Source organism: uncultured Dialister sp. (genome assembly GCA_900314595.1).
Taxonomy (GTDB): Bacteria; Bacillota; Negativicutes; order Veillonellales; family Dialisteraceae; genus Dialister.
The window spans coordinates 23,618-48,957 of the sequence record OMVW01000023.1; the positions used below are offsets into that span (position 1 = coordinate 23,618).

Consider the following 25,340-nt stretch of genomic DNA (forward strand, 5'->3'; position numbering starts at 1 on the left):
TTAGTAGTTAGTTATTAGCAGAACTGACCGGTCCTGAATTCTGAAAGTTCAAACGGGACTCATATTTTGGAAAATTTATTATTCAGTATAAAAAATTCCTCGTATTAACGATTTTTTATTTTTAAAATATAGAACTGAGCCGCCCTGCAGAAATCCCACGAAAAGAAGGCGGAGTCTCCTCCGCCTCTTTCCGGGCTCTTTTCCCTGCAACGTTCATTTCTTTTTACGGTACCGTATTTTCGAAGAAACGCCCCGCCCGCCTGCCGCTTCAGAAAGGGCGCCCGGCAGACTTTCGCGGCGGTTTGATTTCTTCTATCCATATAGTACAAAAAGCGGAATTTATTTTTTGAAAAAATGAAATATAATGAAAATTTAATCCTTCTGCTGCTTTCACGCAAAAACGGGATACCTTACGGTATCCCGTTTTCCGCTGATTTATGCTTTCGCCCAGTGTTTCGGTATGTAGACGATATTGATTCTTCCGTTGTCAAAGTACTGCACGTCGCATTCCACATCATACAGATTATGGATGAAGTCCGGCGTGAGGAGTTCTCTGGGCGTACCCATGCCTACGACCTGACCGCTCCTGATGGCAATCAGCCGGTCGCAGTACATGGCTGCGATATTGAGATCATGAATAGCGCTCATCACAGTCAGGTCCAGGGATTTCACGATATCCATGATTTCCAGCTGGTACTTGATATCCAGATGGTTCGTCGGTTCATCGAGGACGAGACATTCGGACTGCTGAGTGAGGGCCCTTGCGAGGATCACCCGCTGCTGTTCACCGCCGGAAAGGGTGGAGAAATTTCTTTCTTCAAATCCTTTGAGGCCCACCACTTCGAGGGCCCTCCTGGCCAGCCGATAATCTTCCTCCGTATCCCGCTGGAGCAGTTTCTTGTGGGGAGAGCGGCCCATGAGGACTACGTCGAGCACGGTAAAATCGAAGGAGTACGCATTGTGCTGGGCCACGACTGCCAGTTTCAGTGCTGATTCCCGATAGGAAAGTTCGTCCAGTTTCTTTCCGTCGAAATAAATTTTCCCGTCCGTCGGTTTCTGCACGCGGTACACGCATTTCAGGAAAGAGCTCTTTCCGCTGCCGTTTGGCCCGATGATGCCCAGGAATTCTTTCGGATGGAGGGTAAGGTCGATGCCTTTCAGTATTTCCTTCTTTCCGATGAAAAGCTTCACTGCTTCGGTCAGTATTTCCATCTTACTCACCTCCGCCAAAGCCATAAGTACGCTTCACCATCAGGTAGATAAAGCAGGGCGCACCGATCATGGAAATCAGGATGCCTATAGGAAGCTCCGTATGGGGAATGATCACCCGGCAGAGCCCGTCGGAAATAACGAGGAAAATGGCCCCCACCAGGGCAGATACGGGGATGAGCCGCTTGTGATCCGGCCCGATGACCATACGCACCACGTGGGGAATGATGAGTCCCACAAAGCCGATCATACCGGCCGAATACACGACGAATCCCACGATGAGGGAAGAAATGAGGAGGTACCACTGGCGGTACACATGAAGGTCCGTACCCATGGTGATGGCCGATTCATCGCCCAGAAGCATGAGATTCAGCACCCGGCTCTGGGTCCAGAAGAAAAGGATGGAAATAAAGACAATCGGCGCAATGACTGCCATGGTGGACCACTTGGCCCCCGCCAGGCTCCCCATCATCCAGTAAGCGATGGTCTGCATCCCTTCCTTATTGTTTGCAAAATAGACCACGAAACTCGAAAAAGCGCCGCATACCGCAGAAAGGGCCATGCCTGCCAGAAGAAGCTTCATGGAATTGGACCGTCCGCCCAGGTTGGAAATAAAGAGCACCCCCAGGGAAATGGCAAAAGCGCCGATAAATGCACAGATGCCCACGAAATTTTCTCCCAGGAACGCCCCCACACCGAGAAGGATGGCCGTAGTGGCGCCAAGGGATGCGCCGGACGAAACGCCCAGAATGTAAGGATCCGCCAGAGGGTTCTTGACAATCGCCTGCATGACTACCCCGCATACCCCGAGACCCGCGCCCACGATAAGCGCCAGCACCAGCCGCGGCAGACGGAGAATCCACACGATATCATGCACCGGCCCCTGCCCCGGCGCCTCGATGGAAAGACCCGAAGAAAACTGCTGCATCAGAGCGTTCCAGATTTCCCCCGTAGAAATCTTCACCGTACCGATCGAAAGCCCCCACATAAGCGCAAGGCCCAGAACTGCCAGAAGCAGCAGGCAGAGCGCAGCGAAGCCCAGATCTTTAATCAAACGTTTCATACGCCCTCCCTGTCAGTCTTACTTTCTATTTCTCTCAAACTTTCCGGTCCTTCGAAGATGGAATGGGTACCGAAGACGATGGAAATATCCCGCTCTTTGAATGTATGGCAGATGGCTTCCACTTCGGGGCAGAGGGTCCGGTCTCTTCCGTCGTGGCAGCAGCAGATGCCCACGTGCACTGCATCCGGATGGATGCGAAGGATATAATCGATCTTTTCATCCAGTCCTTTGTCCTTCCCCGGGAAGTGGCCGCAGCCGGAGCATTTCATGAAAGCTTCCATTTCCAGTTCTTCCTCACCATAGGCGGCAAATCGCTGCGTGCGGTGGTTGAATGCGTGGAAACAGCCTCCCCCGGTGCATACATCTTCCGACTTCGGGCAGGTAAGGATTACGATTTTCTTCATTTTTCCTCCTCGTAAAGTTCCGGATAAAGGCCTTTGGCAATGCTCCTGATTCCATCATAGGTCCGGATACCGGAGCTGTAGACGGAGTAGAGGGGAAGCGAATAAATCCGGCGGTTCTGCACGGAAGAAAGGCTCTGGAGTCCTTTGTCATTATAAAGGATATTCAGTATATCGTCTGCCCGGTCGTAATTGGACTCGATGACTACCACAAAGATAGCATCCGGGTTCATTTCGATCAGCTGTTCTTTACTGATATTGTGAAGGTCTGCTGCCAGAAGTTCCCCGTTCACTGCTTTCAGGATATGGCCGGCCAGTGTCTTTTCTCCGTAAACCATGAGGTTTCTTCCGTTCAGCTCCACAATGAGCCCCTTCCGGTGAAGACCCATGGCTGCCGCTTTCCCGGTTACCCGGTCGATTTCGCCTTTCATCCGGCCCACGATTTCTTCTGCTTTTTCCTGACGGTCAAAGATTTTCCCCATATTGAGGATATCTTCGTATTCTTGCTCCAGCGATTTTTCGCGGACTGCCGAGGAAGAAGCGGGAGCGATATAGGTGTGTACGCCTCTTTCATGCCAGAAACCGGTGCTCCGGAGGACTTTGGCCTGGAATGTGGAGTACCAGCCTACAATGAAGTCCGGTTTCATCATCATGATGGTTTCCATATCCAGATTTTCCAGGCTCGTATAGGGGATCTTCTCATAATCCGCCCGGTACTCGGGCAGGATATATTTCTCACTGGGAATCCCCATGCCTGCCACAATGCGGTCTCCCACACCGAGAGCCAGCAGGGTCTCGATGGAATTCTGCCATACGGCCACCACCCGCTTCGGAGGTTCCTTGAAAGTCTGTACCTCTTCTTCTCCTTTGGAGTTTATATTGGTGATATCCACCGGATAATGGACCGCCTCATAGCTGCCGCTTTCTCCGGGGACAGGCCCATTTTCCTTCACAACAGGCGAACACCCGCAGAAAAGAGCCGATACCACCAGCGGAAGGAGGCAGAGCGCCCATTTCTTCTTAGCTGGGACCATAGTTTTTTCCTTTAGAAATATCTACCGGGGAAATAAATGGGATTCGGATATTCTCCGATCCACTGATCATAAGTTTCCTTGTCTACGCCAAAATATTTCTTCGCAAATTCCGGCCAGCTTTCGGAATACTTCCTCTTTGCCAGGATATCCTCCATAGAGAGGTCACCGTGCTTAGAAAGTACGAAGGCTGCCTTCACATGGTGCATGGCATAGCCCTTCTGCATGGCTGCCAGGGCCCTCGCTTCATCGATGCCCCACCATTTATTGAGAAGATGCGCCCGGTGCATGAGCCGGCGGTCATGATAAGTTTCCGGGGAAATTTGGAGAAGATACTCTACCCTCGTCCAGGATTCATCCTTCTTCAGGGCAAGGATTTCCTCAATCGGCTTTTCTGCCACATAGGCATACAGGCCTGCCCGATCGATATCCCTGAAATTGGCTCCCGAATGAATGAGCACATCGGCCTGATAGGAAGGGATATCATATTTCTCCCAGAGGATTTTCTCCTTTTCCTGATTCGTCAAAGGTTTCCGCATAGGACGGCGGGGCTTCTGCTGATCGGCTTTCTTTTCCACCTTGACCGGCTGGGCATGAGTGGCATGTCCCTCGGCCCAGACAGAATCGGTCACACAGGCTCCGCTGATGAGAGCGGTCATGATGAGAATGGCTGCTTTCCTGTTCATTTTTTACCTCGTATATAACGCAGGAAAAAGTGCGCTCCTGAAAACGCACTTTTCCTGTAGTTATAAAAGACTATCTTTCGTAAAGATTAGAACTTATACTTGGCACCAATCATCCATGCTCTGCCCGGCTGTGGAGCTGCACCCTTGCCGTTGTAAGCAGAGTATGCATTTTCATAGCCTTCATTGGTCAGGTTGGAAACAGTGACATAAGTAGTCAGATTCTTGTTGACTTCGTAGTTAAGGTTCCAATCCAGCACGAGGAACTGGTGATCGGTGAAAGCTTCGGTGCTGCAACCGGTATACCAGTTGAAGAGGAGTCCGGAGTACCATTTATTGCATTCATAGGAGAGGTTTGCAGTATAGTGGTTAGCCGGACGAAGTGCGTTAATCATGGTATTAACGTTGCTGGTCTTGGAGAGGCTGAGATCCGGATCGAATTCCATACCATCTTTTGCACTGTATTTATCCTTCAGGTGAGAATATGCCAGGCCCAGGGTCCATTTTTCATTGAACTTATGGTCCAGTGTAACGTTGAAAGACTTCTTGGTTTCCTTTGCATTGACTGCTCTGCTGGTGAAGTCATTCTTCTTAGTATCCCAAACCGGATAATAAGTTACTGCATTGGACATCTTGGTCCAGTCATAGTGAACGGCCAAAGTGGTATTTTCGCCGAAGTCCTTATGAGCACCGATAGTCCATACATTACCTTTTTCATCATCCAGTTTATCACCATTCGGAGTGGAAACGGTATAGTCTTTAGCCTTGATAGGACGGTAAATCGCTGCCCAGCCAATATAGGCGCTCAGGGAATCACTGAAGGCGTATTCGGTATTGATAGTCGGTGTAACTTTTGTATAGCCGCCCACACCAGTGTAAGTACCACCAGTAAAATCTTTATAATGAGAATAACGGAGAGCCGGAGTGAAATCCCACTTATCTGTAATATGAATCTTATCCTGAATAAATCCGTTGATACTCTTTCTTTCGGTGCTTGTATTTTCCATCACACCAGTTCTACGGTTCAATCTTCTAGTAGTCAGTTTAGATTTATCATAGGTTACGGATGCCAGGATATCATTGATACCTACAGATTTACCATACTGGATCTGGAAGCCGCGATTATGTTCATCATAAATGGTCGTTGGGCTTAATCCCCGATCGAACTTATAATTTTTAATGAATTCAGGCCATTCCGGTCCATCAGGGAACGGTACATAGGAGCCGTCTTCCAGTACCCAGTCCGGATAACGGTCTACGCCCCAGTAATGATGTTTCTGATCATAGACACGAACGAAGCTTTCCATACCATTATCTTTATCAAAGGTATAAGAAATATCTACATCATTGTTACGGTATGCGTTGTAAGAACCGGAAAGTGCATCCAGAGAGAACAGGTTTCTGTAGCCAGGGTTGTCGGTATTACCATAGCCGCCGGGACGGGTAGTTCTTTCAATAATACGATTCCAGTCTGCTGCAGACCAATAACGCCAATCTCTTGCTGTAATCGGATACCCATCCTTACCGTCCTGATGGTTGTACCAGATTTTTAAGTTCTGTTTATCATTGATATCATGGTCCACACGGAGAGATACGCCGTCTTCTTTATAGCTGGTGCCATTATAGGTATGATCGGAGCCGGTCAGTCCATCATGGTACTTGCTGTCATGAGCCATATTTCTGCTGGCAGAGAAGAAATACTTCCAGTCCCGCTTCGGGCCTGCTGCGCCGGAATAGGTCAGGTTGTATACGTGTTTATGCCAGGAGCCGGTAGATACATCAATGGTCCCCTGATCATGAATAGTACCTTTACGGGTAATGATGTTGATAACACCGCCAGTTGCATCTGCCCCATAAGCAGAAGCGCCCGGCCCTTTGATTACTTCAATTTTATCTACATTTGCCATGGAAACGACCTGGTTCAAATCTACCATGGTTCGACCGCCGGAAGCATTACTGCTGCCAAAACGAGTGGATGCGCTATTATCTACACGGCGTCCATCTACCAGGACAATAACACGGGTATCACCATTGATAGCCATACTGTTATTATAAGAATTGTAGCCGTATTCACCGCCACGATAACCTGCATTGGTAAAGGTGACACCAGGAATACGTTTAATAGCTTCAGATACATCGGTATAATGACGCTTGTCAATTTCTTCTCTCGTAATGACCTTGGCATCACCACCGGTACGATAATAGGACTGTTCTGTGATAGTATCACCGAATTGGTTCTTTGTCTTTTCCGCTTCTACTACTACCGTATCCAATGTATAGACGTTCAAATTTTCATCGAAAGCGGCATTAACATTAGTTACTCCGCTGAGCAGAGTCATTCCGATGGCTGCGCTGAGCCATAATTTTTTGCTGTAGTTCATTTATTTCCCCTTATTGATTGACTACCATGAAGCACCATTAATGTAAGTAAAGACGCAATCACTGTTAACTACCCAGCTGTCCCAGGTCCCCTCAAATGGCCCAAGATTTAATGTGGTAGATTTAGAACCGCCTGCCCTGATTTTCAGCATCGGCTTCTTGACAGGTTTTTTCGTAACTACGCTTTCTGTACCATCTTTCTGTTTCAACGTGATATACAAAACCATATCATTCAGTTTTGTGATAGTTAAATCATTCCGCTTGTTGTAGAATGTCCCTTTCACGCAAAGATTACCCTTATCAATCCAAACCTTATTTGCGCTGAATTCCATAATCATGTCATCAGAAGAAATTTCCGCAGCTGATGCCATAGTCGGAACGACCAGGCAGAGAATCCCCAGCACAATGGCCAGAATCCACTTTTTCATACTCCACCTCCTTCCTCTCACTCACATGGAAACAGAATTTATTTTCACCTTCCTCCGGCGGCTGTCCGTGTTTCGCCCCGGAGGAAAATAAAAATCGCTCTTTCTCCTCGCGGAAAAAGAGCTTGCGAAAATCCCCTTATGATCGTCGTGCCCTGTCTGCCGCAGGAGAACCATTTTCTCTGCAGGCAGTTCTCCTGGCTCGGATTCATCGCTTCTTCACCCTTCTCAGCCTAAGGCCAATGGATTCATGAAAAAGCTCCACCATACAGTGACGGGATCGCTCCGGACTTGCACCGGAATTCTCTGTTGGGCCCTCACGGGCACCTGTAGGATATGTATATATTAAATATAAATGCTTACCTTGTTGATGTCAAATAATTTTATAATAAATTTCATGTATATGTTAATGTAACCATCATTATTATCCATATGTTGTGCTTTAATTTCAAATTTTTATATACTTATTCTTAAGAATTAATTTTATTAATTCCAATTATCCGTCGGTTAAGCAGCTAATCTGCACAGGGAAATGCGCAAGATTGGAAGACGATTTACCAGTTTTATCTGATTCGATTCCCAATGATCCCGACTGTCCCGGACTTTCCCAAATAGCAAAAGCCGTTCATGCCGATGCATGGCTAAAACCGGGATACAGAAAATGAATCAAACCACTTTATCTGACAAAGGACTCCGAAAATCTACTATTCACCTGCGCCCCGTTTCCCCCAGCGGGGAAATTTTACTTTCCATTTAGCACAACTTTGACATGTCCCAAAGTACGACCCTTTGCCCCTTCGGGGACTTCCCCTGACCAGGGGCAGTTGGTGCCGCGAAGCGGGTAATGGAGGCTGCATATCGTGCTCGCCAGGGTGACTCTTCCCTTTCATGCGTTACGTATTTTTACGTTATGTGTTTACCTTTTTCTTCATTTCCGACAACCATGAGCACAACCCCTTTCCCTCCGCTTCGCTCTGGAACCTCCCCGGACCCGGGGAGGATGGGGAGTTTCGACATGAACGTTGTTTCAAACTCGTCTGTGCAAAATCCCCATATACTCGCGCCGCATCAGCGGCGCCACCTCCCCGACAACCCCGACCACCCCGACCACCCCGAAATCTCGAATTTGACAAAAATGGGGCGTGCCGATGCAGGGCTAACCCCGAATACCGAAGCTGACTCAAACCACCTTATCTGACAATTGACTCTAATCAAAAATCTCCACCGGAATATTTCCGATGGAGTTTTTTCAGTGCAGGTCAAATCGTACGGGTACCCGGGAGTTGACGGTGATGGCAAATCCATTCTGTTTGGCTGGGAGGAATTTCCAGCGGTAGACGCCGTTTACGGCTGCCTGGTCCAGGTCTCCGTTTCCGGAGGAGCTTTCTACCCAGGCGGAGGTGACGCTTCCGTCGGCGCTGATGGTAAGGCCTACGACGACTGTCCCGGTAACGCCTGCTTTTCTGGCGGACGACGGATAGGATGGTTTCGGTGCAGAGAGGATCTGGGGTCCTATGGTTTCTCCGCCTCCCTGGCCTTCGCCTCCGGGCTGTCCTTCCGGGCTGCCGTTCGGGTCCCCTTCAGGGTCTCCTTCTTCAGAGCCATTGGGGTCTCCGGCTCCTTCTGCGGGTGCGGGGGAGTGTCTTCTGGGCGGGGCGGGCGGCGCTTCTCTCTCGGGGTCCGGTATATCTTCTTTCGTAAACCGTTCTACCGGTTTTTCTTCCACTTTTTCTTCTTCCGGTTCCGGCTCAGGGATGGGTTCTTCGGATCCTTTTTTAATGAGCGGGGCAGGCGGCGGTTCATTCTGGACGATATCCACTTCCAGTACTTCCGTGGGCGGATGGTTGTAGAAGTGAATGCCCCAGACGCCTAAAGCAGCAGCTGCCGCGATGTGGATGAGGACGGTAGCCCCTGCGGAAGCAAGGAGTCTCTTTTTACGTTCCTGCATTGCGACCACCTGTTTCTGTTGCCAGGCCGAACCGGGTGACCCCGGCTCCTTTCAGTTTATCCAGCAACTGGATGACTTTTTTGTAGTCCGCTTCATCTTCGCCGCGGATGATGACGGAGAATGTGGAGTCCCTCCTGCTTTCCGCAGCTGCCCGAGCGACCAGTTCATCCATAGGGATTTCCTTGTCTTCCAGGTAAATGGACCCGTCTTGTTTCACGGTAACAGAAAAGTTGCTCTTGCTGACTTTTTCCGAATTGACCGCTTTAGGCATACGAATCGGGATGGTATGGATTTCGGTCATATACATGGTGCTGACCATGAAAAATACGAGGAGGAGAAAAATCATATCAATCATCGGCGAGAGCATGAGGCCCGGTTTTTCATCCTCGATCTGGCGTCTTCTTCGCATAATGATTCTCCTTATTTCTCCTGTGTAAATTCATCGGCCATTGCGCCTGCCACTTCTTCCATCCCGCGGGAGGCTCCTTTGACGCAGCCCGTGAGGTAGGCATGGACGCACATGCCAAAGATGGCAATGCACAGTCCAAAAACGGTGGTGATCAGCGCTTCGCCGATACCGGCTGTAATGGCCATAGGATTGGCCAGTCTTTCATTCAGTGCATTAAAGGAAGCCATCATACCGGTGATGGTCCCCAGAAGTCCCAGCATCGGGGAGAGGCCGATGGCCAGGTTCAGCGCGGAGATGTACTGTTTCCATTCAGCTGTGGTATGGTCTACCATGGCATAGGCGGTGGAGGAAAGTTTCCTGCCCAGCTGTTCTCTGGCTTCGATGATCTGGACGGCCAGGTCCGATGTCTTTCCCCGGGTCTTCTTTGCCAGTTCATAGGCTTCGTCCACTTTTCCTTCATTGATCAGTTTGACGAAAGCCGGCGCAAAGGCGGAGGGAGAGAAGGTCTTTTTATAGTAAAGACTTCTTTCCACGGCCACCACACATACGACGATGGAACAGAGAAGGAGCGGCCACATGCACACGCCGCCTCTCTGGAAATAATCAACTGCTGCTGCAAAGATACCCATACTGCACCTCCGGGCCATGCCCTCTAACGATTTTTCCCTGATGTCCTTTCGGCCTGCAGGCTGAATGCCCGCCGGATAAGAAATAATTAAATAAATCCGCTTAATTATTGTGATTATCCTCGTATTTTTTATTATACAGTTAAATAATCATCTAATCAATTATCTCTAATTTTTCTTAATTTTTACGAAATATATTCCCTTGAGGCATTTTGGGAAATAACGTTCATTTCCCCGCTTCTTCCAGTACCGTGCGGATCCGGATTTTAAGGGCTCCCGTATTTGTCCCCTGGTCCACGGTGAGAGCGATCCAGGGGCGGCGGATTTCTCTGAAAAGCTGCTGCGCTTCTTCCATGGCCTCCCGGTCCATACCGCAGCTCGAGGAGCGGAGGGGCACGGGGAGGAGAAATTTCTCTCCGGAAATAAAGGGCAGCGATCCGCGGATGAAGGAGCCTCCATTTCTTATTTCCTCTTCCCCATTCAGAAGGGACAGTCCTTCTGCCGTGAGCACCGGTGCGCCCAGGGTGGTCACCATCCCGGGAAGGCCTTTGTGGATCAGCGGGTCCGCCTGAAAGGAACGGGCGAGAAGAAGGATGGCCGGTTTCCCGGATTTCCTGCAGAAAGAGAGCGCTTTTTCCGTCTCTTCCGCATAAGCCTTCCGATAGGAAAGGAGATTTTCCCTTCCCTTTTCTACGGCTTTCTCCAGGGATTTCCTGTCAAAAGGCAGGAAACCTGCCAGCGCATCCAAAAGGCGGGGATGGAAGAGGTCCGGCAGGGACGGCGCAAGGCAGGGTACGCCTGCTTCCTCTATATTTCTTCTCATATAGACTTTGAGAATCCTCGGATAGTGGGCGTGTCGTTTCTCATCGGTGCCGTTTCCACGGATGCCCCGCCTCATGGCAGGAAACCAGATGAAGTCCGGCTTTGCATCGAGGAGCTCCTGTACGTGGGCATGGGCGAGGAGGCAGGGATGGCAGTGCACCCGGCGGGGAATGGTGGAAACTGTCTTTTCCACCGCTTTTTCCGAATACCGGGAGAGCCGCACCTCGTAGCCCAGGCTCGCCCAGAAAGCTGCCCAGAAGGGAAAGTCGCTCCACATGGTGAGGGCCGCCGGAATCCCCACGGTTCCTTTCTTTTCGCCCTCTGCCGGACATTTTCTGAAGACGTGGTCCTTCACCCACTGCATAAGGTCCGGAAGTTTCTCCTTCTTCCTTCCCGGAATGAGGGCTGCGCCCGTCTCGCAGCGGTTCCCTGTGCCAAAGCAGCGGCCGCCGAAGTCATAAATGGAAATCACGCAGTGATTGCCGCAGCCCTGACAGGTACGGTTCACGTGGGTAAAGGTGAGCTTTCCCATTTCTTCTGCGGAAATCATGGAAGAAATATGATTTTCCTCAAACATTTCCCTTCCGTAAAGTGCCACTCCATAGGCCCCCATGAGGCCTGCCGCATCGGGGCGGATGACCTGAAGGCCCGTGATTTTTTCGAAAGAACGGAGCACTGCATCGTTATAGAAAGTACCGCCTTCCACGACTACTTTATTTCCCAGTTCCTTCGGCGATTCCAGCTGGAGCACCCGGGTGAGGGCATTTTCCACTACTGCATAGCATAGCCCGGCCGCCAGGGCTTTCCCATCAGAGGCACGGTTCCTTCCCCGGTGGATGCGTGTATTCATGAGCACCGTGCAATGGGCCCCGTAATGAGGAAAGGGACCGGAAGAGAGGGCTTCTTTGCCGAATTCTTCGGCCGTGAGTCCCCTGTTGCCCGCAAACGTTTCCAGGAAAGCCCCGCAGCCCGAGGAGCAGGCGCTGTTCATGAGCACTTTGTCCACCCGTCCGCCGGAAAGGTGCATGTACTTCATATCCTGTCCGCCGATATCTAAAAGGGACGTGAGGTCCGGGCAGAAATAGCGGGCCGCCTTCAGATGGGCCATGGTCTCTACTTTTCCGAAATCAAGGGAAAGGGCGGTCTTCACCAGTTCTTCCCCGTAGCCGGTCACCCCGGCTCCTGCAATAGTGCATCCGGAGGGAAGGGCTGCGAGAAGTTCCCTCATCATGGAGGCAGCTTTTTCCACCACTTCTCCCCCGTGCCGGCCGTAGGAAGAAGCGACAATGCACCGGTCTTTATTGACGAGTACCGCTTTCATGGTGGTAGAACCGGCATCGATGCCAAGCCAGAGAGGTTCACCGGCCATGGGCCGGGCGGAAGGCACCCTTGCCCTCTCATGGCGGAGGCGGAAATCTTCGTATTCCTTCGTATTTCCAAAAAGAGGAGGCAGAGTCTCATCGATTTCTTTTCTCGCCCTCATCCTCCGGATGGCCGCCGGAAGCCACTGCTCCGGAAAGTGCGGTCTCTTCCTGTCTCTGGCAAAAACCGCTGCCCCCAGGGCTCCATAAAGGGCAGGCGAAGGATAAATGACCCGGTCTTCCTCTTTCACTCCCAGAAGGTCATAGAATGCATCCCGAAGGAGCGGCAGGAAGGCAAAAGGTCCGCCCAGAAGAGCCGCTTTCCCCGTGACCGCCCTTCCCTGGAGGAGATCCGATACCGCCTGGTACGCCAGCCCGTGAAAGACGGAAAGGGCGAGATCCTCCTTCGATGCGCCTTCATTCAGAAGTCCCTGGATATCCGTCTTCGCATAGACCCCGCAGCGGGAAGCGATGGGATACACCCGCTTCCCCCTCTCCGCCAGCTGCTCCAGTCCTTCCGTATCCGTCCCGAAAAGGCAGGCCAGATTGTCCAGAAAAGCGCCGGTCCCTCCCGCGCAGCCGCGGTTCTCCCGCTGCACGATGGACGGATGGAAAAAAGTGAGCCTTCCGCTCTCCCCGCCCAGCTCCAGTACCGCCGAAACGTCCGGCATGAAAGAGCGCACGAAAAGAAGGAGCGCCTCCTGCATGGAAAGATAAGGGAAATCCAGCTCCTCCGCCAGTTCCTTCCCCTGCTCCCCGGAAAGAGCAATCGAAAGACGGGCTTCCGGAAAAGACGCCCCCACCTCGCGCAGGATATCCCTCACGAAATGAAGAGGCTCCTGCCGGTGACGGAAATACCTTTCATACACAGGAACCCCCGCCCCATCGAGCCCCACCGCCTTCACCGCAGAAGCCCCCACATCGAGGCCAAGAAATAAACTCTCCATAGATTCGCCCTCAGATAAAAATAAATTTCTTTAATTTATTATATCATTTCCATCATTTCTTTTTAATTCAAAGGCAAAAAAGAAATGCGCACCCCAAAAGGAATGCGCATATTTTTCAAGCCTTGTCTTCCGGATACAGACCGCGGGTAAACAGGTCAATGGCATCTTCCACACGCACCGCCGGGCAGCGGATGGTATAGAAAGGAATGGCATAGACCCTTTTATTCTGCACGGCAGAGATTCCTGCAAGGGCCGGCGTATTGTAAACGTCAGCTATTCTCATTTCATCCTGTTCCGGAGTGGACTGGACGAATATAACGTCCGGATTCTCCGTAATCACGCTTTCCATGCTGATGATTTCATCATGGCCCACGTTTTCCAGATTTTTTCCGATTACGTCGCCTCCAAGGCGTGTGACGATATCCCCGGGAAGGGTCCTGGGCGTATAAATATGGATTCCTTTCTGAAGGGATGAAACGATCAGTACTTTCTGGTGAGGCTGCTTTTTAAGGTTCTCTCCTTTTTGAAGCTTGGCAAGGATACGCCCTGTGATTTCAGCGGCTTTCTCCTTTTTTCCCACAATAGAGCCTACGTCGGAAATATACTGCAGCTCATCTTCCACCCTGTGTTTTTCCAGGAAATCCGCTCCGTCCATCATGGTCATATAGACCGGCACGTGCCGTTCCTTCCAGAAACTGTAGGTGCCTATTGAATTGGCGCGGCCCGAGAAATCGAAGCGCCAGGCAAGGATGAAATCAGGATGCATGGACAGCGTCTGCTCCTGGCTGAAGACATGCCTCTCATGAAGAGGAAGCTTTTCATATTTCGCCCGGTCTTCTTCCGTGAGATGGATGGGATCATCGATGCCTGCTGCCGCGATAATCTGATCTTCGGCGCCCAGCTGGAGAAGGGTCTCTATGGAATTCTGCCATAAAGCGACGATGCGCTTCGGCGGTTTTTCATAAGTCGTTTCCACCGGATTTCCCTGGCTGTCGAAATTTTTAATTGTCACCGGGTAACCGGTCTGCTGATTAGCCGAAACGGCAGCTTTACTGCTGCTGCCGGAGGGATTTCCCCCGCAGCCGCCAGCTGCAAAGAGGAGCAGGGCACAAAGCCCTGCTGCCAGTAATTGTTTCTTCAATGAATTCTCCTATCAGAAGTGCATAGCCATGGTGACTGCATAGGTTCTCGGAGCGCCAAGGCCGATAGCATTGGTGCCGGAGCCGTACCAGTAGTGTTTATCAAAGAGGTTGTAGCAGTATGCGGAGAAAGTGGTATCGTAGCCTGCAATCTTCGTATCATAGGATACGCCCAGGTCAAAGAGAGTAACGGAAGGCATACGGATAGAGGATGCATAGCTGCTTGTATTTCTGATGAGGGTGGAACCGGTGTAGCTCAGGCGGCCGGTGATATTCCAGTTGTCTGCCGGTTTGTAAACGAGGGCCAGGTCGGTCTTCCATTTCGGCAGGCAGTTCACACGGCGGTCATTGTTTCTGCCTTTATAAGTCTTGGTAGTCTTGGCATCCATGTAGCCGATACCCCAGATGACGCTCAGTTTATCATTGATATCCCCGGCAATGGAGTATTCAATGCCCTTATGCTTTTCTTCACCGTCCAGTACGTATCTTTCCGTACCGTCTCCGTTCGGAACACCCATGCCGCTTGCTTTCTTGATTTCATAGAAGCTCAGAGTGCTGAGGAAATCTCCGGTCTTGTACTTGAAACCGAATTCATTCTGTTTCGTCTTGCTCGGAGCAAGCATTTCGCCGACGTTCGTATAGCCGGAGCTGACGGTGCTGCCTTCTACGAAGTTTTCCATATGGTCAGCAAAGAAGGAGAAATTCGGGGTGAATTTGTAAGCCAGGGCGAGGATTGGAGCGGTAGCATCGGAGGAATCATGTCTGCCGGATGCGGACTTGTCATCATGGTGCTGGGTATCTACCTTATGTCCATGGTAGCCCAGGGTCAGATGGAGTTTATCGTCCGGGCTGGAAATGGTATCCATCAAAGTCCAGCCGACCATCTGGGTGGTATACTGCTTCGTAATCGGATCATAGGTAATCGGCGGTTTCGGGGAAGAAATATTCTTGTAAATATTTCCTGTTACAGAGTACTTGTTGGCAGCAGACACATTGTTGTCGCGGCGTCTGGAGAACCAGGTCTTGTCTACGGAAGCAATCCATTCATTCTTCCAGTCACCGATCCAGAAGTTGCCCTTGAATCCGGTATTGACGTAATAGTAGCGGTGGAAGACAGGCATCTGGGTGTAAGTGCCTTTATAATTTCCTTCATAATCCTGAAGGACACGGCCGGACCACTGCTGCAGCCAGCTGTCATAGTCTTCTTTTCTGTAGCCTGCGTTCATGAACCAGGTGAGGTCATCAGAAAGGTACTGTTCGTGATTCAGGATGAAAGTGTAGTTTTCATACTTATCGTTGGACCATTTCGGGGAAAGGTTATTCTTTGCCCGCGGGAGTCTCGGCAGGTGCTTCAGGGAACCGGCAAGGTTAATGGTATTGGAACGACCGTCCACATTATCATAGTCGTAGCCCATGAAGAGGTTCGTCTTGCTTCTCTTGGCCCGATGGTCGATATTGATGTAAATATCTCTCTTTTTGTCGTGTACTCCGTCAACGGCCAGATCACCATTGCTGTTCTGTGCGTTTACGCGGATGCCCCATTCATTATCATCACCGAAGCGGCGGCCCACGTCCACTGCCTGGGTGAAATAGGAATCAGAAGCCCAACTCAGCTTGACGTCCGTATTCGGCTTGTCATAGGCCTTCTTCGTGGTAGCGCTGACTGTGCCGCCTACGGAGCCGGACATGAAGACACCTACTCCGTTGACACCGATATTCGGGCCGGAAAGGACGGAAACATTTTCAATAAAATTATCAGGCATGGTCATCTGATGGCTCATGCTCGGGATACCGTTCAGGATCCAGCTGCCGCCGCCGGCAGAAAAACCGCGGATATTGATATTGGAATCATAGGACCCGTGAGATACAGTGACAGACGGGCTCAGGGACAGGGTATCCATGACGCTTCTGTTCGGCTGGGAGAACGTATCCAATGCCTTTCTGCTGAAAGTCACCTGCTGCACAGGCATATCCAGCACATCCTTCGTGCCCAGGGTGCCGGCCGTTTCCACCGTGCCCACCATGCCGGAAGCCACTGGTTTGATCTGGTCTCTGTCAGCTGTGACAATGACTTCATTTAAAGTAGTCACATGCTCTGCCATAACCGGAGTAGCCATGCCAAAAACTCCTGCCACGCAGGATAAAACAGCTGCTGTAAGTAATCTGGATTTTTTCATTTTATCCCCCATACTTTTAAAAATACCTCTCTCACCTTTAATGAATCAAAAGGTTTGGTTTTATGTTATTATAAAGGTGTTAGTAACTCACAGGTCAATAGGGAGATTAAAATAAATGAAAAATTTTATGACCATTAAAGAATTCAGCGAACTCACCCACACTTCCGTGGACACGCTGAAACACTATGACCGCATAGGGCTCTTTCATCCCGCGAAAACGGGCAGCAACGGATACCGGTACTACCTTCCCGAGCAGTCCATCTACCTCACGCGGATCCTCTTTGGCTCCAAAGCGGGCATTCCGCTGAAAGATATCGAAACATACGTAAAAATCAATGACAGTGAAGTCGTTTTAAAATCGTATGAGAATATCATCGCACGCCTGACCCAGTCAAAAAGAGACTGGGGCGCCATTGAAAATGCCATCGGAAATCTCCGATACTATTACAGCCTCACAGAGAAATACAAAGAAGGAGAACTCTTCACCATGTACCTTCCGGAATGGTTCATCATCCAGTCCCCGCTGCAGACGATCGCCCCGGCAGAAGAAATCTCCAACTCCGAAGACATCGTGAACGACCTTTTCTTCAATGAATACAGGACCGAACGCTGGCCCCACTACCTTCTGGGCGCCCTGTACACCCCGGAAGAATACCGGGCCGGAAATTTCAACTCCATCTGCTATTTCCTGAAAATAGACCATCCCGAAAACTATGCAAAATCCCAGATCACCTTCATCGAGCCCGGCTACTGGGCCTGCATGCTCTTCTACACCGGCGGAAAAGGCCTGGGCCGGTCAGTCAGAAAATACCTGGAAACCCTCCATGAAAAACACATAACCATTCATGGAAATATCCTGGCTATGGACGTCATCAATAACCTGATCACCTCCAACCCTGAAGAATACTGCACCATGATTTACGCATTGAAAGGAAATAAAGACCATGACTGAACCCGACCGGATGCAAAACGTCCTTTTCCTCCGGATCCGCTGCACCGCCCGCCGGACCCGCTCCGACTTCTCCCCTTTCACCGACTTTCCGGAAGCCCTCTTCCTTCTGGCCGGAAAAATCCGGGAGAAAACCGCTTCCGATCCGGACTGCCTAGACCTCATATGCTCCTTTGCCGGAATCACCCTCGTTTTCAAAGGAGAAGAAACCGGAGACTTTGCGAAAGTTCTGGCCTTCATCCCTGCCATCAGGGACATGGTGGGAGAGTGCAATGAACTCTTCCGAAAGAAAAACTTCAACTTCTGCATGACCACCTCCCTCGTCCTGGACGCCGGAAAAAGCCGTCACCTCATCCTTCCCGCCTCCCCCTGCTGCACAGGCCTCTCCACCTGGACCGGCCTCTTTGCAGACAGACTGGATAAACTCACCCGCTCTATGGACGAAAGCATCCCCTCCCTCCTCATCACCCACGCCTTCTACACAAACCTCTCCCCCGAAAAACAGGACACCTTCCCCACTGCCTACTACATCCAGCACATCTGCTGCTACGGGGAAAAATAAACAGCACAGAAAAAACGCGCCGGCCTTTTCAGGCTGACGCGTCTTATCATGATTGATCCCTTTATGACAGATACCATTCACATCCGGCGAATGATTCGAAAAGAAGAACCCCAAAAGACGGCAGGCCGGCAGGGCTGCTGTCTTCTGGGGTTTCTTTTTTCCTCACCCTTTTCAGGGCTCGGAGCTGCGTGCTTTTCGATTTTCAGGTTTTGTTACATGGTACCATGTTTTTTGAGCGGTCCATTCCTCTCCGCTTTCTCTGAGATTGGCCGTTGCGGAGGTTTCAGGAATTTCCCTGCTCTGTCTATATAGTGCAATAAAGCAATTTTATTTTATTATATTTTCATTAGAAATTTGACCTGTTTTTTTCGTACAGGATTTTTTATTTTCATCAGAAAAGCGCAGTCCTATTTTTCATCCGCTTGTAAAACAAAAAGTTTATTCTCCAGCTAAATCATCCTGGCAGTTTCTACCGGCACACCACCGCCTACTGCCTGAAAAGCATAAACGCAGTCCATTTATGACCAATCCAGGAAATATACTGTCATACATCATTCAGCAAATTAACATAATGTGTATCATATTTATCAAAAGAAAACGTTTTCACTCCATAAATATGATGGATGTTCTCCGGATTCAGTACTTCTTCAGGTGTCCCTTCTTTCCAGAGGGTACCTTTTTGAACAAGAAGAATTTTATCACAAAACATTGATGCAAGATTCAGATCATGTATGGTCATGATGACAGAGATATTTCTATTTTGAATAACTGCTTTAGCCAGTCTTAAAACCTCCAGCTGATATTTGACATCAAGACTGCTGGTCGGTTCATCCATCAATATAATATCCGGCTTCCCGGATAAAGCTCTGGCAATAAAAGCTCTTTGCTTTTCCCCACCAGATAAGTAACGAATATCGCGAGTTTCGAAACCTGACAGCCCGGTTTCCTCCATTGCATTTATGGCAGCTTTTCTATCGGTTTCAGTAAATCGTCTACCACTATAAGGGAGTCTTCCCATCATTACCGTATTCAAAACAGAAACCGGAAACTGCGTCTCAATGTGCTGAGGCACATAAGCTATTCTCTGGGCGATTTTCTTTCTGGTCAGACTTGCGATATCTTCACCATCCAAAAGAATCTTCCCATGCTGCAGTGGATAGATTTTGTTGATACATTTGAGCAAAGTACTTTTTCCCGCACCATTGGGTCTAAGAATTCCGGCAAAAATCCCTCTATCAAGAGAAAAGCTGATATGTATGTATTCTCATTTTCCTCTGCTCGAGTGTATGAGTTTACTTCCTTTTTTGCTAAAAAAACGACATATTTTATTAATTGTTTGTGTAATTTATTTCATTAAAATTGAAATTTGCCATCTATATATAAGAATTTCTTTTATAGAAATAAAAGAACCTTCCCGGAAAATCAGGTGCTGGCTGGATTTCCCGTTCGGGTTCTTTTTATCATAAAGGCTGTTAATGAAGGTTAAATGTCACAGGGACTCTGGAGTTGACGGTAATCGCTACACCGTCCTGTTTGGCCGGTACGAAGCGCCAGCTGTAGACGGCAGAGACTGCCGCACTGTCCAGGGCAGAGCTTCCGGAGGAGCTTTCTACCCAGGCAGAGGAGACGGAGCCGTCGGAGCTGATGGTCATACCTACCACGGTCGTACCGGTGACGCCTGCTTTTCTGGCTGATTCCGGATAGGAGGGTTCCGGTGCGGAGAGGATCTGGGGACCCATGGTTCCACCACCGCTTCCGCCGCCGTCTCCGGGGCCATATCCGCTGCCGTTTCCTGTGCCGTGACCGCTGCCGTTACCGCCGCCGGAGCCTGAGCCTGTGCCCGGGCCGTAACCGCTGCCGGTACCGGTGCCTACACCGCTTCCATGTCCGCCGCCTGATCCGGTGCCGCTTCCTATGCCGCGGCCGCCTTCACTTTCGGAGGAGCTTTCAGATGCAGATTTAGAGGAGGTAGAAGAAGTGGTATCTGTTTCTTCCGCATCAGAAGAGGGCGATACCTGATGGACGTCGTTTTCTGCTTCCGGGTCCGGTTCAGGGGGAATTTCGGGAGGAGGAGCCGTGGGAGTCGCTTTGGCTTCGTGAATTTCGGGGAGCTTCGCAGCTTCTGCTGCTTCTTCGCTGCCGCCTCCCCCGCCACCACCTCCGCCACCTCCGCCTACGTCAGCGACGAGGTCGACTTCGATGATATTCTTGCTGGGAACCTGCGGCGGAAAGAGGATGAAGAAGCCAGTAATGGCTCCGAGGACCAGGCCATGGCATATGACAGATAATCCAAAGGCGCTGGGCCAGTGATTTCTAAATTTATCCATGGAACCTCCTCTTATTTCTGACCGGATTTGGATTCTGTAGCGATACCGATTTTGCTGATGCCTACAGATTTCAGCTGGTCAAGAACAAAGACGAAGTCTCCATGTTCGGACTTGGAATCGGCACGGAGGACGATGGCCAGATCCGGATTTCTGTTCTTTTCTATTTCCATACGGCGATGGAAATCATCTTTGGAAATTTTTTCCTGTTCCACATAGATAGTCCCATCAGAGGTGACACTGACAGGGAGGGTTTTCTCCACGTTCAGCTTGGCCGAGGCCGTCTGGGGCAGGTTCAGGTTGATGGTTTTCTGGGTAACCATGGTGAGCATGCTCATCATGAAGAAGACAAGAAGGAAAAATATGATATCGATCATAGGGATGATCATAATTTTCGGTTTCTTCTCCACGTTCATAGAAGAAAGTTTCATTATTTTCTCGCCTCAACAATCGCTAAATAGACAGAACCCAGTTTTTCCATCTGGGAAACATAGTTGCTTACCTGCTGGGAGAGGTAAGTATAAGCGATTAATGCGATGATGGCTACGAAAAGGCCGGTAGCGGTGCAGACGAGGGCTTCTGCGACGCCCCCGGTAACGGCAAAGGGCTGGCCTTCGGATACGGAAAGGACGTTGAAGGAACCGATCATGCCGATAACGGTACCAAGGAGGCCCATGAGCGGGGAAAGGGTGACGATGACGTCCAGGTAGTTCAGGTAATTCTTAAGGAGACCGGAGGCTCTGGCGGCTGCGCCTTCGATGAGGGTGGTCTGGGATACGTTCATATCCAGGTGTTCAGCGCCTGCAAGTACGACGGATGCCGGGAGACCGCCATCTTTTTTCAGGGCTTCCTTCAGTCCTTCGATATCATTATTGGCCAGGTAGTCCGGAATTTCTTTGGCCAGCTTGTCCACATTCGTCCTGGATGAGTGGTAATAACGGAAACGTTCGATAAAAATGGCTACTACGATAATAGAAGCCAGAACGAGCGGGTACATCATGAACCCGCCGGCGCGGAATAAATGCAGGAAATCCATCAATTGCCTCCTAAAAAATGAAATCTTTTTCAGCCTCGTCGCTGATTATTAATAATTCCTTTAAAGGGTACCACCTTTATCCTTGATAGTCAAATAAATATTAATCAATTTAATAATCAGAAATTAATTTTTGAAGAGTTAAATGATAAATATTCATTTTCATTATTCATATTTCCCCAATAAAAAAACCGGCGCTCTGCCGGGTCTCTGTTCCGTGATGACTGAATGCTTCATTCGTCCATTTCTTTTTTATGGTATGGGGCGATAAAGATATAAAAAGTCAGGAGGGAAAGCACTTCGCAGGCCAGGATGATCACGCCCATGGGAAGGGCCGTGGTATCCCCTGCAATTCCAACGACCGGCATGAGGATACCACCGAGGAACATATTGCAGAAACCGAGAAGCGCCGAGCCGCCGCCTGCATTTTTGCCGCATTTTGAAAGGGCCAGGGACATGGAAGCGGCACCCATGACGGAAAGAGGAGTCACCGTGATAAAAATAGCCGCAATCAGGAACCAGGCCGGAAGGGAAAGAAGAATGCCGCCCAGCAGCAGGATAGCCCCTGCCACGGGAACCATGAGGGAATATTTCAGCATCACCACTTCACGAACCACATTGGCCAGTTTGGCAGGAATGGAACCCATAATGGCAATTCCGATCCCGATTCCGCCGAAAATGAAGCTGTAGGTCTGGGCGGAAAGGTGGTAAATATTCTGGAAAAGGAAGGCAGACCCTGCGATGTAGGAGAAAAACGCGCCGAAGGTGAAGCACTGGAGCAGGCAGTGACCGTCGAAATACTTATTTCTAAGAAGGGTGCCGAAAGCTTTGAAGCCCTCGCCCAGGGAATGGACCCGTTTTTCTTTCGGAAGGGTTTCCTTAAAAATCAGGGTAGCCAGGAATTGCAGGACCCCGATGGCCGTAAGCACATCGAAAACGATATGCCAGGAAAAGAAGCGAAGAATCTGGGCTCCTGCCACCGGAGCCAGAATGGGAGCAAGGCCATTCACCAGCATGAGGATCGCCAGGAACTGCATAAGGGCGGGCCCTGCGCAGACATCTCTCGCCACGGCCCTGGCAATGACAATGCCGAAGGACCCGGAAAATCCCATGAGAAAACGGAACCCCAGAAAAATATAGATATCCCTCACCACGGAGCAGGCAAAGGCGGAAAGGGCAAAGAAAACCATGCCCGCCAGGAGGGGCAGCTTCCTCCCGTACCGGTCGCTCACCGGTCCGCCCATGACCTGTCCCAGGGCCATGCCGATCATGGTCATGGTTAAAGTCATCTGGGTCATGGAGGTGGAAATACCGAAATCCTTCGCCAGCTCCGGCAGCGACGGCAGGTACATGTCCGTGGAAAGAGGCGCCATGGCCGTCATAATGCCCAGAAAAATAACCAGAAATATATACACTTTCCTGCTCATTCGTTCCTCCTGAAAAAATCGCCCGGCTCCTGCGGACGATTTCAATTATTATTTACAAAGTCCCGGCTCATGGATAGAATCCCGGCCCCTCTGTGAATTTATTTACCCTTAGTAATATTTGATTTACTGATTTATGTTAAACGATTTTTGATCATTTGTCAAATAAAAATTGGGCTGGAGTCAATTTCTTTGATTTTATACCTGTCAAACGAATATAGGACTTGAAAATATATGATTTATCCTATATTGTAATTATGAGCAAAAGGAGGACATAAGAAATAAGTTTCGAGTCGAGTTCTACACCGATGAGTCAGGGAGAAAGCCGGTGAAAGATTTCCTTCTATCTCTTGACAGGAAAATGCGTGCCAAACTGGTAACCTTAATCGGACTGCTCGAAGATAATGGATATGAACTTCGAGAGCCCTATTCCAAATACCTGTCTGAGGGAATATTCGAATTACGGACAAAGCAGAGTTCAAATATAACCAGGGTTTTATATTTTTTCTTCATTGGAAGACGAATTGTGCTGACAAACGGTTTTGTAAAAAAGACACAAAAGACTCCGCCGGAAGAAATCGAAAGAGCTAAAAGATACAGGTCTCTTTATCTGCGGAGAAAGGAGCATGAAGATGAACAGTGAATTTGATGATTTCCTGCAGGAACAGTTAAAAGATCCTGAATTCAGGAAAGAATATGAAGCTTTACAGCCCAAGCGGGCCATCATTCAGGCCATTATTGACGCCAGGCATCAATCCGGTCTGACACAAAAGGAGCTGTCTGAAAAAACAGGAATTAGCCAGGGAGATATCAGCAAGCTGGAAAAAGGAAATGCAAATCCCTCTATCAGAACTCTCCAGCGCCTGGCTGCCGGAATGGGTATGACGCTGCATATTGAATTTCAACCCATCGGGATCATCGGCAAAAAGACCGCCAGTGAATAAAAAACGGAAATGGTGATTCACCATTTCCATTTTTTTATTTTCACACATCAAAGAATCGCACTTCCGTCCCATGGTCTTTCAGTATCTGCACCAGGTCTTCCACTTTCATGGCCACTGTGGCACTGTTGTCATTGGGATGGATACCGATGATGGCAGGAGGCTCCAGGAATTTCCGGTCCAGATAGAAGACCACTTTCCGCTCTTCGTCATTCATGAGACCCAGGGGCGAGACGGCACCGGGGATGAGGCCAAGCATACGGTCCATTTCCTCCGGCGTGGCAAAAGAAAGGCGGCGGGTCCCCTGATTTGCCCTGAATTTCTTCAAATCCACCGGCACATCCCCTTTCACGGTAAGGAGGAAATATTGTTTCTTCCCGCTGTCCCGGATAAACAGATTCTTCCCCTCCGCTTCCGGATAAGCCAGCCCCACATGGGTGAGCTCCTCCATGGTAAAGACTGGTCCGTGCTCCGTAACCACATGCCAGATGTGGTGGTCATCGAGGTATTTGTAGATATCCGCTTTATTCATACGATCAGCTCCTCTATGCTTTATATAGAATATTAGATTATCTCTTTATGGACAAGAAACATAAATTCCATATATAATATAAAATATACGTTCTGTCTCTACTTACAGAATTAATACATTGTGTCTCACACGAAAGGAATATCTTATTATGAACCTTTCTTCCAAACTCATCGAAGATCTATTGGATAAAAGTCAAGAAGCTTTTATTGTTGGATTAGAAATATACAACAAACCCACAATCCGATATCGTGTGGAAGGTTTTTCTTTCTTCATTTGCAATGCCTGGGAATTAATGTTGAAAGCATACCTGATGCAAGAAAAAGGTGAAAATTCGATATATTATTCCAACGACAAAAAGCGCACAATCTCGTTATCTAATTGTATTGAGCAAATCTTTACCAACAAAAGCGATCCTCTTCGCATGAATTTGGAAAGAATTATTGAGCTTAGAAATACGAGCACCCATTTTATTACAAAAGAATATGAGCAGATTTATGTTCCTTTTTTTCAATCTTGCGTTTTAAACTATACAAATAAAATGTTGGAATTTTTTGGCCGGGATATTACGGAAAGTATACCAGCAAATTTTCTAACACTCTCAATCAAACTATCTCCACTGGATCCTCATGAGATACAGGCCCGCTATCCCACCGCAATTGCTGACAAAATGTTAGAAACCTGGACCAAAATAAATGAAACCATCCCGAACGAAGGTAATGAAAAATATGCTGTTCTTATAAAGCATGATATTTATATAACAAAAAAAGCCGATATAGCTACCGCAAGTGTTTCCATCACTAAAGATGCATCAAAAGCAGCATTTATTTTCAAAGAAGTTAAAGATATACAGTTAACATCAATGTCATTAACTTAAGAAATTCATAAAATAGTTCAAGTACGCATCGAAAGGTGCGTGCTTTTTTGTGCAAAAAAGTCGAAAAAAATACGACAAAAT

Annotated in this window: 24 protein-coding genes and 1 riboswitch; of the genes, 5 read left to right on the forward strand and 19 right to left on the reverse strand. The window is 49.2% G+C overall.

Going from position 1 to position 25,340, the window contains the following annotated elements:
• Positions 1–435: 435 nt before the first annotated feature.
• From QZN42_RS06765 to QZN42_RS06825, 13 genes are all read right to left on the reverse strand, one after another.
• Positions 436–1,212 (reverse strand): ABC transporter ATP-binding protein, encoded by a 777-nt coding sequence (locus QZN42_RS06765; RefSeq protein ID WP_296955708.1) that lies wholly within the window; start codon positions 1,210–1,212, stop codon positions 436–438.
• 1 nt (position 1,213) lies between these two features.
• Positions 1,214–2,272, reverse strand: a complete 1,059-nt coding sequence (locus QZN42_RS06770) for an iron ABC transporter permease (protein ID WP_296955711.1) — start codon at positions 2,270–2,272, stop codon at positions 1,214–1,216.
• Entirely contained in the window at positions 2,269–2,676 is a 408-nt protein-coding gene (locus tag QZN42_RS06775) for a CGGC domain-containing protein (RefSeq protein ID WP_296955713.1), read from the reverse strand. Before QZN42_RS06775 ends, QZN42_RS06770 begins: the two co-directional genes overlap by 4 nt.
• Positions 2,673–3,707 carry an ABC transporter substrate-binding protein gene (locus QZN42_RS06780; protein WP_296955717.1) on the reverse strand — a complete coding sequence of 345 codons (1,035 nt, stop codon included), beginning with the start codon at positions 3,705–3,707 and terminating at the stop codon, positions 2,673–2,675. The genes QZN42_RS06775 and QZN42_RS06780 overlap by 4 nt, the downstream gene beginning before the upstream one ends.
• Before the next feature lie 11 nt (positions 3,708–3,718).
• Positions 3,719–4,390, reverse strand: a complete 672-nt coding sequence (locus QZN42_RS06785) for a hypothetical protein (protein WP_296955719.1) — start codon at positions 4,388–4,390, stop codon at positions 3,719–3,721.
• An 86-nt stretch (positions 4,391–4,476) separates the two neighbouring features.
• The gene (locus QZN42_RS06790) at positions 4,477–6,768 is read right to left on the reverse strand and encodes a TonB-dependent receptor (RefSeq protein ID WP_296955721.1); all 2,292 of its coding nucleotides are present in this window, start codon (positions 6,766–6,768) and stop codon (positions 4,477–4,479) included.
• Positions 6,769–6,789: 21 nt separating this feature from the next.
• On the reverse strand, positions 6,790–7,194 hold the full coding sequence (locus QZN42_RS06795; protein WP_296955723.1) for a hypothetical protein: 405 nt from the start codon (positions 7,192–7,194) through the stop codon (positions 6,790–6,792).
• Positions 7,195–7,360: 166 nt separating this feature from the next.
• A riboswitch (cobalamin riboswitch) is annotated at positions 7,361–7,537 on the reverse strand.
• Positions 7,538–8,440: 903 nt separating this feature from the next.
• Positions 8,441–9,139, reverse strand: coding sequence for an energy transducer TonB (locus tag QZN42_RS06800; protein ID WP_296955724.1), 699 nt, complete (start codon positions 9,137–9,139; stop codon positions 8,441–8,443).
• On the reverse strand, positions 9,126–9,548 hold the full coding sequence (locus tag QZN42_RS06805) for a biopolymer transporter ExbD (RefSeq protein ID WP_296955727.1): 423 nt from the start codon (positions 9,546–9,548) through the stop codon (positions 9,126–9,128). Before QZN42_RS06805 ends, QZN42_RS06800 begins: the two co-directional genes overlap by 14 nt.
• Positions 9,549–9,559: 11 nt before the next feature.
• A complete protein-coding gene (locus QZN42_RS06810) occupies positions 9,560–10,177 on the reverse strand; it encodes a MotA/TolQ/ExbB proton channel family protein (RefSeq protein WP_296955729.1) in 618 nt (205 codons plus the stop codon).
• Between the two features lie 223 nt (positions 10,178–10,400).
• Positions 10,401–13,304 carry an acyl-CoA dehydratase activase-related protein gene (locus tag QZN42_RS06815; RefSeq protein WP_296955731.1) on the reverse strand — a complete coding sequence of 968 codons (2,904 nt, stop codon included), beginning with the start codon at positions 13,302–13,304 and terminating at the stop codon, positions 10,401–10,403.
• A gap of 115 nt (positions 13,305–13,419) precedes the next feature.
• Complete coding sequence (locus tag QZN42_RS06820; RefSeq protein WP_296955734.1) at positions 13,420–14,445, reverse strand: ABC transporter substrate-binding protein; 1,026 nt, start codon at positions 14,443–14,445, stop codon at positions 13,420–13,422.
• Between the two features lie 12 nt (positions 14,446–14,457).
• Positions 14,458–16,620, reverse strand: coding sequence for a TonB-dependent siderophore receptor (locus QZN42_RS06825; protein WP_296955738.1), 2,163 nt, complete (start codon positions 16,618–16,620; stop codon positions 14,458–14,460).
• A 115-nt stretch (positions 16,621–16,735) separates the two neighbouring features.
• Between QZN42_RS06825 and QZN42_RS06830 the strand changes: the two genes are divergently transcribed.
• Both QZN42_RS06830 and QZN42_RS06835 read left to right on the forward strand, forming a co-directional pair.
• Positions 16,736–17,572, forward strand: coding sequence for a MerR family DNA-binding transcriptional regulator (locus QZN42_RS06830; protein WP_296955741.1), 837 nt, complete (start codon positions 16,736–16,738; stop codon positions 17,570–17,572).
• The gene (locus QZN42_RS06835; RefSeq protein ID WP_296955744.1) at positions 17,565–18,131 is read left to right on the forward strand and encodes a hypothetical protein; all 567 of its coding nucleotides are present in this window, start codon (positions 17,565–17,567) and stop codon (positions 18,129–18,131) included. The genes QZN42_RS06830 and QZN42_RS06835 overlap by 8 nt, the downstream gene beginning before the upstream one ends.
• A gap of 544 nt (positions 18,132–18,675) precedes the next feature.
• Here the strand turns inward: QZN42_RS06835 and QZN42_RS06840 are convergent.
• The 5 genes from QZN42_RS06840 to QZN42_RS06860 all read right to left on the reverse strand — a co-directional run bounded on the left by QZN42_RS06840 (position 18,676) and on the right by QZN42_RS06860 (position 22,915).
• Positions 18,676–19,389, reverse strand: coding sequence for an ABC transporter ATP-binding protein (locus QZN42_RS06840; RefSeq protein WP_363916421.1), 714 nt, complete (start codon positions 19,387–19,389; stop codon positions 18,676–18,678).
• Positions 19,390–19,603: 214 nt separating this feature from the next.
• A complete protein-coding gene (locus tag QZN42_RS06845) occupies positions 19,604–20,458 on the reverse strand; it encodes an energy transducer TonB (RefSeq protein WP_296955747.1) in 855 nt (284 codons plus the stop codon).
• Between the two features lie 11 nt (positions 20,459–20,469).
• Positions 20,470–20,886, reverse strand: a complete 417-nt coding sequence (locus QZN42_RS06850) for a biopolymer transporter ExbD (RefSeq protein WP_296955750.1) — start codon at positions 20,884–20,886, stop codon at positions 20,470–20,472.
• Complete coding sequence (locus QZN42_RS06855; protein WP_296955752.1) at positions 20,886–21,491, reverse strand: MotA/TolQ/ExbB proton channel family protein; 606 nt, start codon at positions 21,489–21,491, stop codon at positions 20,886–20,888. Before QZN42_RS06855 ends, QZN42_RS06850 begins: the two co-directional genes overlap by 1 nt.
• A 230-nt stretch (positions 21,492–21,721) precedes the next feature.
• Positions 21,722–22,915, reverse strand: coding sequence for a multidrug effflux MFS transporter (locus QZN42_RS06860; RefSeq protein WP_296955756.1), 1,194 nt, complete (start codon positions 22,913–22,915; stop codon positions 21,722–21,724).
• Between the two features lie 325 nt (positions 22,916–23,240).
• On the opposite strand from QZN42_RS06860, the gene QZN42_RS06865 reads away from it, so the two are divergent.
• A complete protein-coding gene (locus QZN42_RS06865) occupies positions 23,241–23,555 on the forward strand; it encodes a type II toxin-antitoxin system RelE/ParE family toxin (protein ID WP_296955758.1) in 315 nt (104 codons plus the stop codon).
• Positions 23,545–23,856, forward strand: coding sequence for a helix-turn-helix domain-containing protein (locus QZN42_RS06870; RefSeq protein WP_296955761.1), 312 nt, complete (start codon positions 23,545–23,547; stop codon positions 23,854–23,856). Before QZN42_RS06865 ends, QZN42_RS06870 begins: the two co-directional genes overlap by 11 nt.
• Before the next feature lie 40 nt (positions 23,857–23,896).
• Here the strand turns inward: QZN42_RS06870 and QZN42_RS06875 are convergent, their stop codons facing one another.
• Positions 23,897–24,385, reverse strand: coding sequence for a prolyl-tRNA synthetase associated domain-containing protein (locus QZN42_RS06875; RefSeq protein WP_296955763.1), 489 nt, complete (start codon positions 24,383–24,385; stop codon positions 23,897–23,899).
• A gap of 148 nt (positions 24,386–24,533) precedes the next feature.
• Here QZN42_RS06875 and QZN42_RS06880 point away from each other — a divergent pair, with 148 nt between their 5' ends.
• Positions 24,534–25,259, forward strand: coding sequence for a DUF3644 domain-containing protein (locus QZN42_RS06880; RefSeq protein ID WP_296955766.1), 726 nt, complete (start codon positions 24,534–24,536; stop codon positions 25,257–25,259).
• The last annotated feature ends 81 nt before the right edge of the window (positions 25,260–25,340 follow it).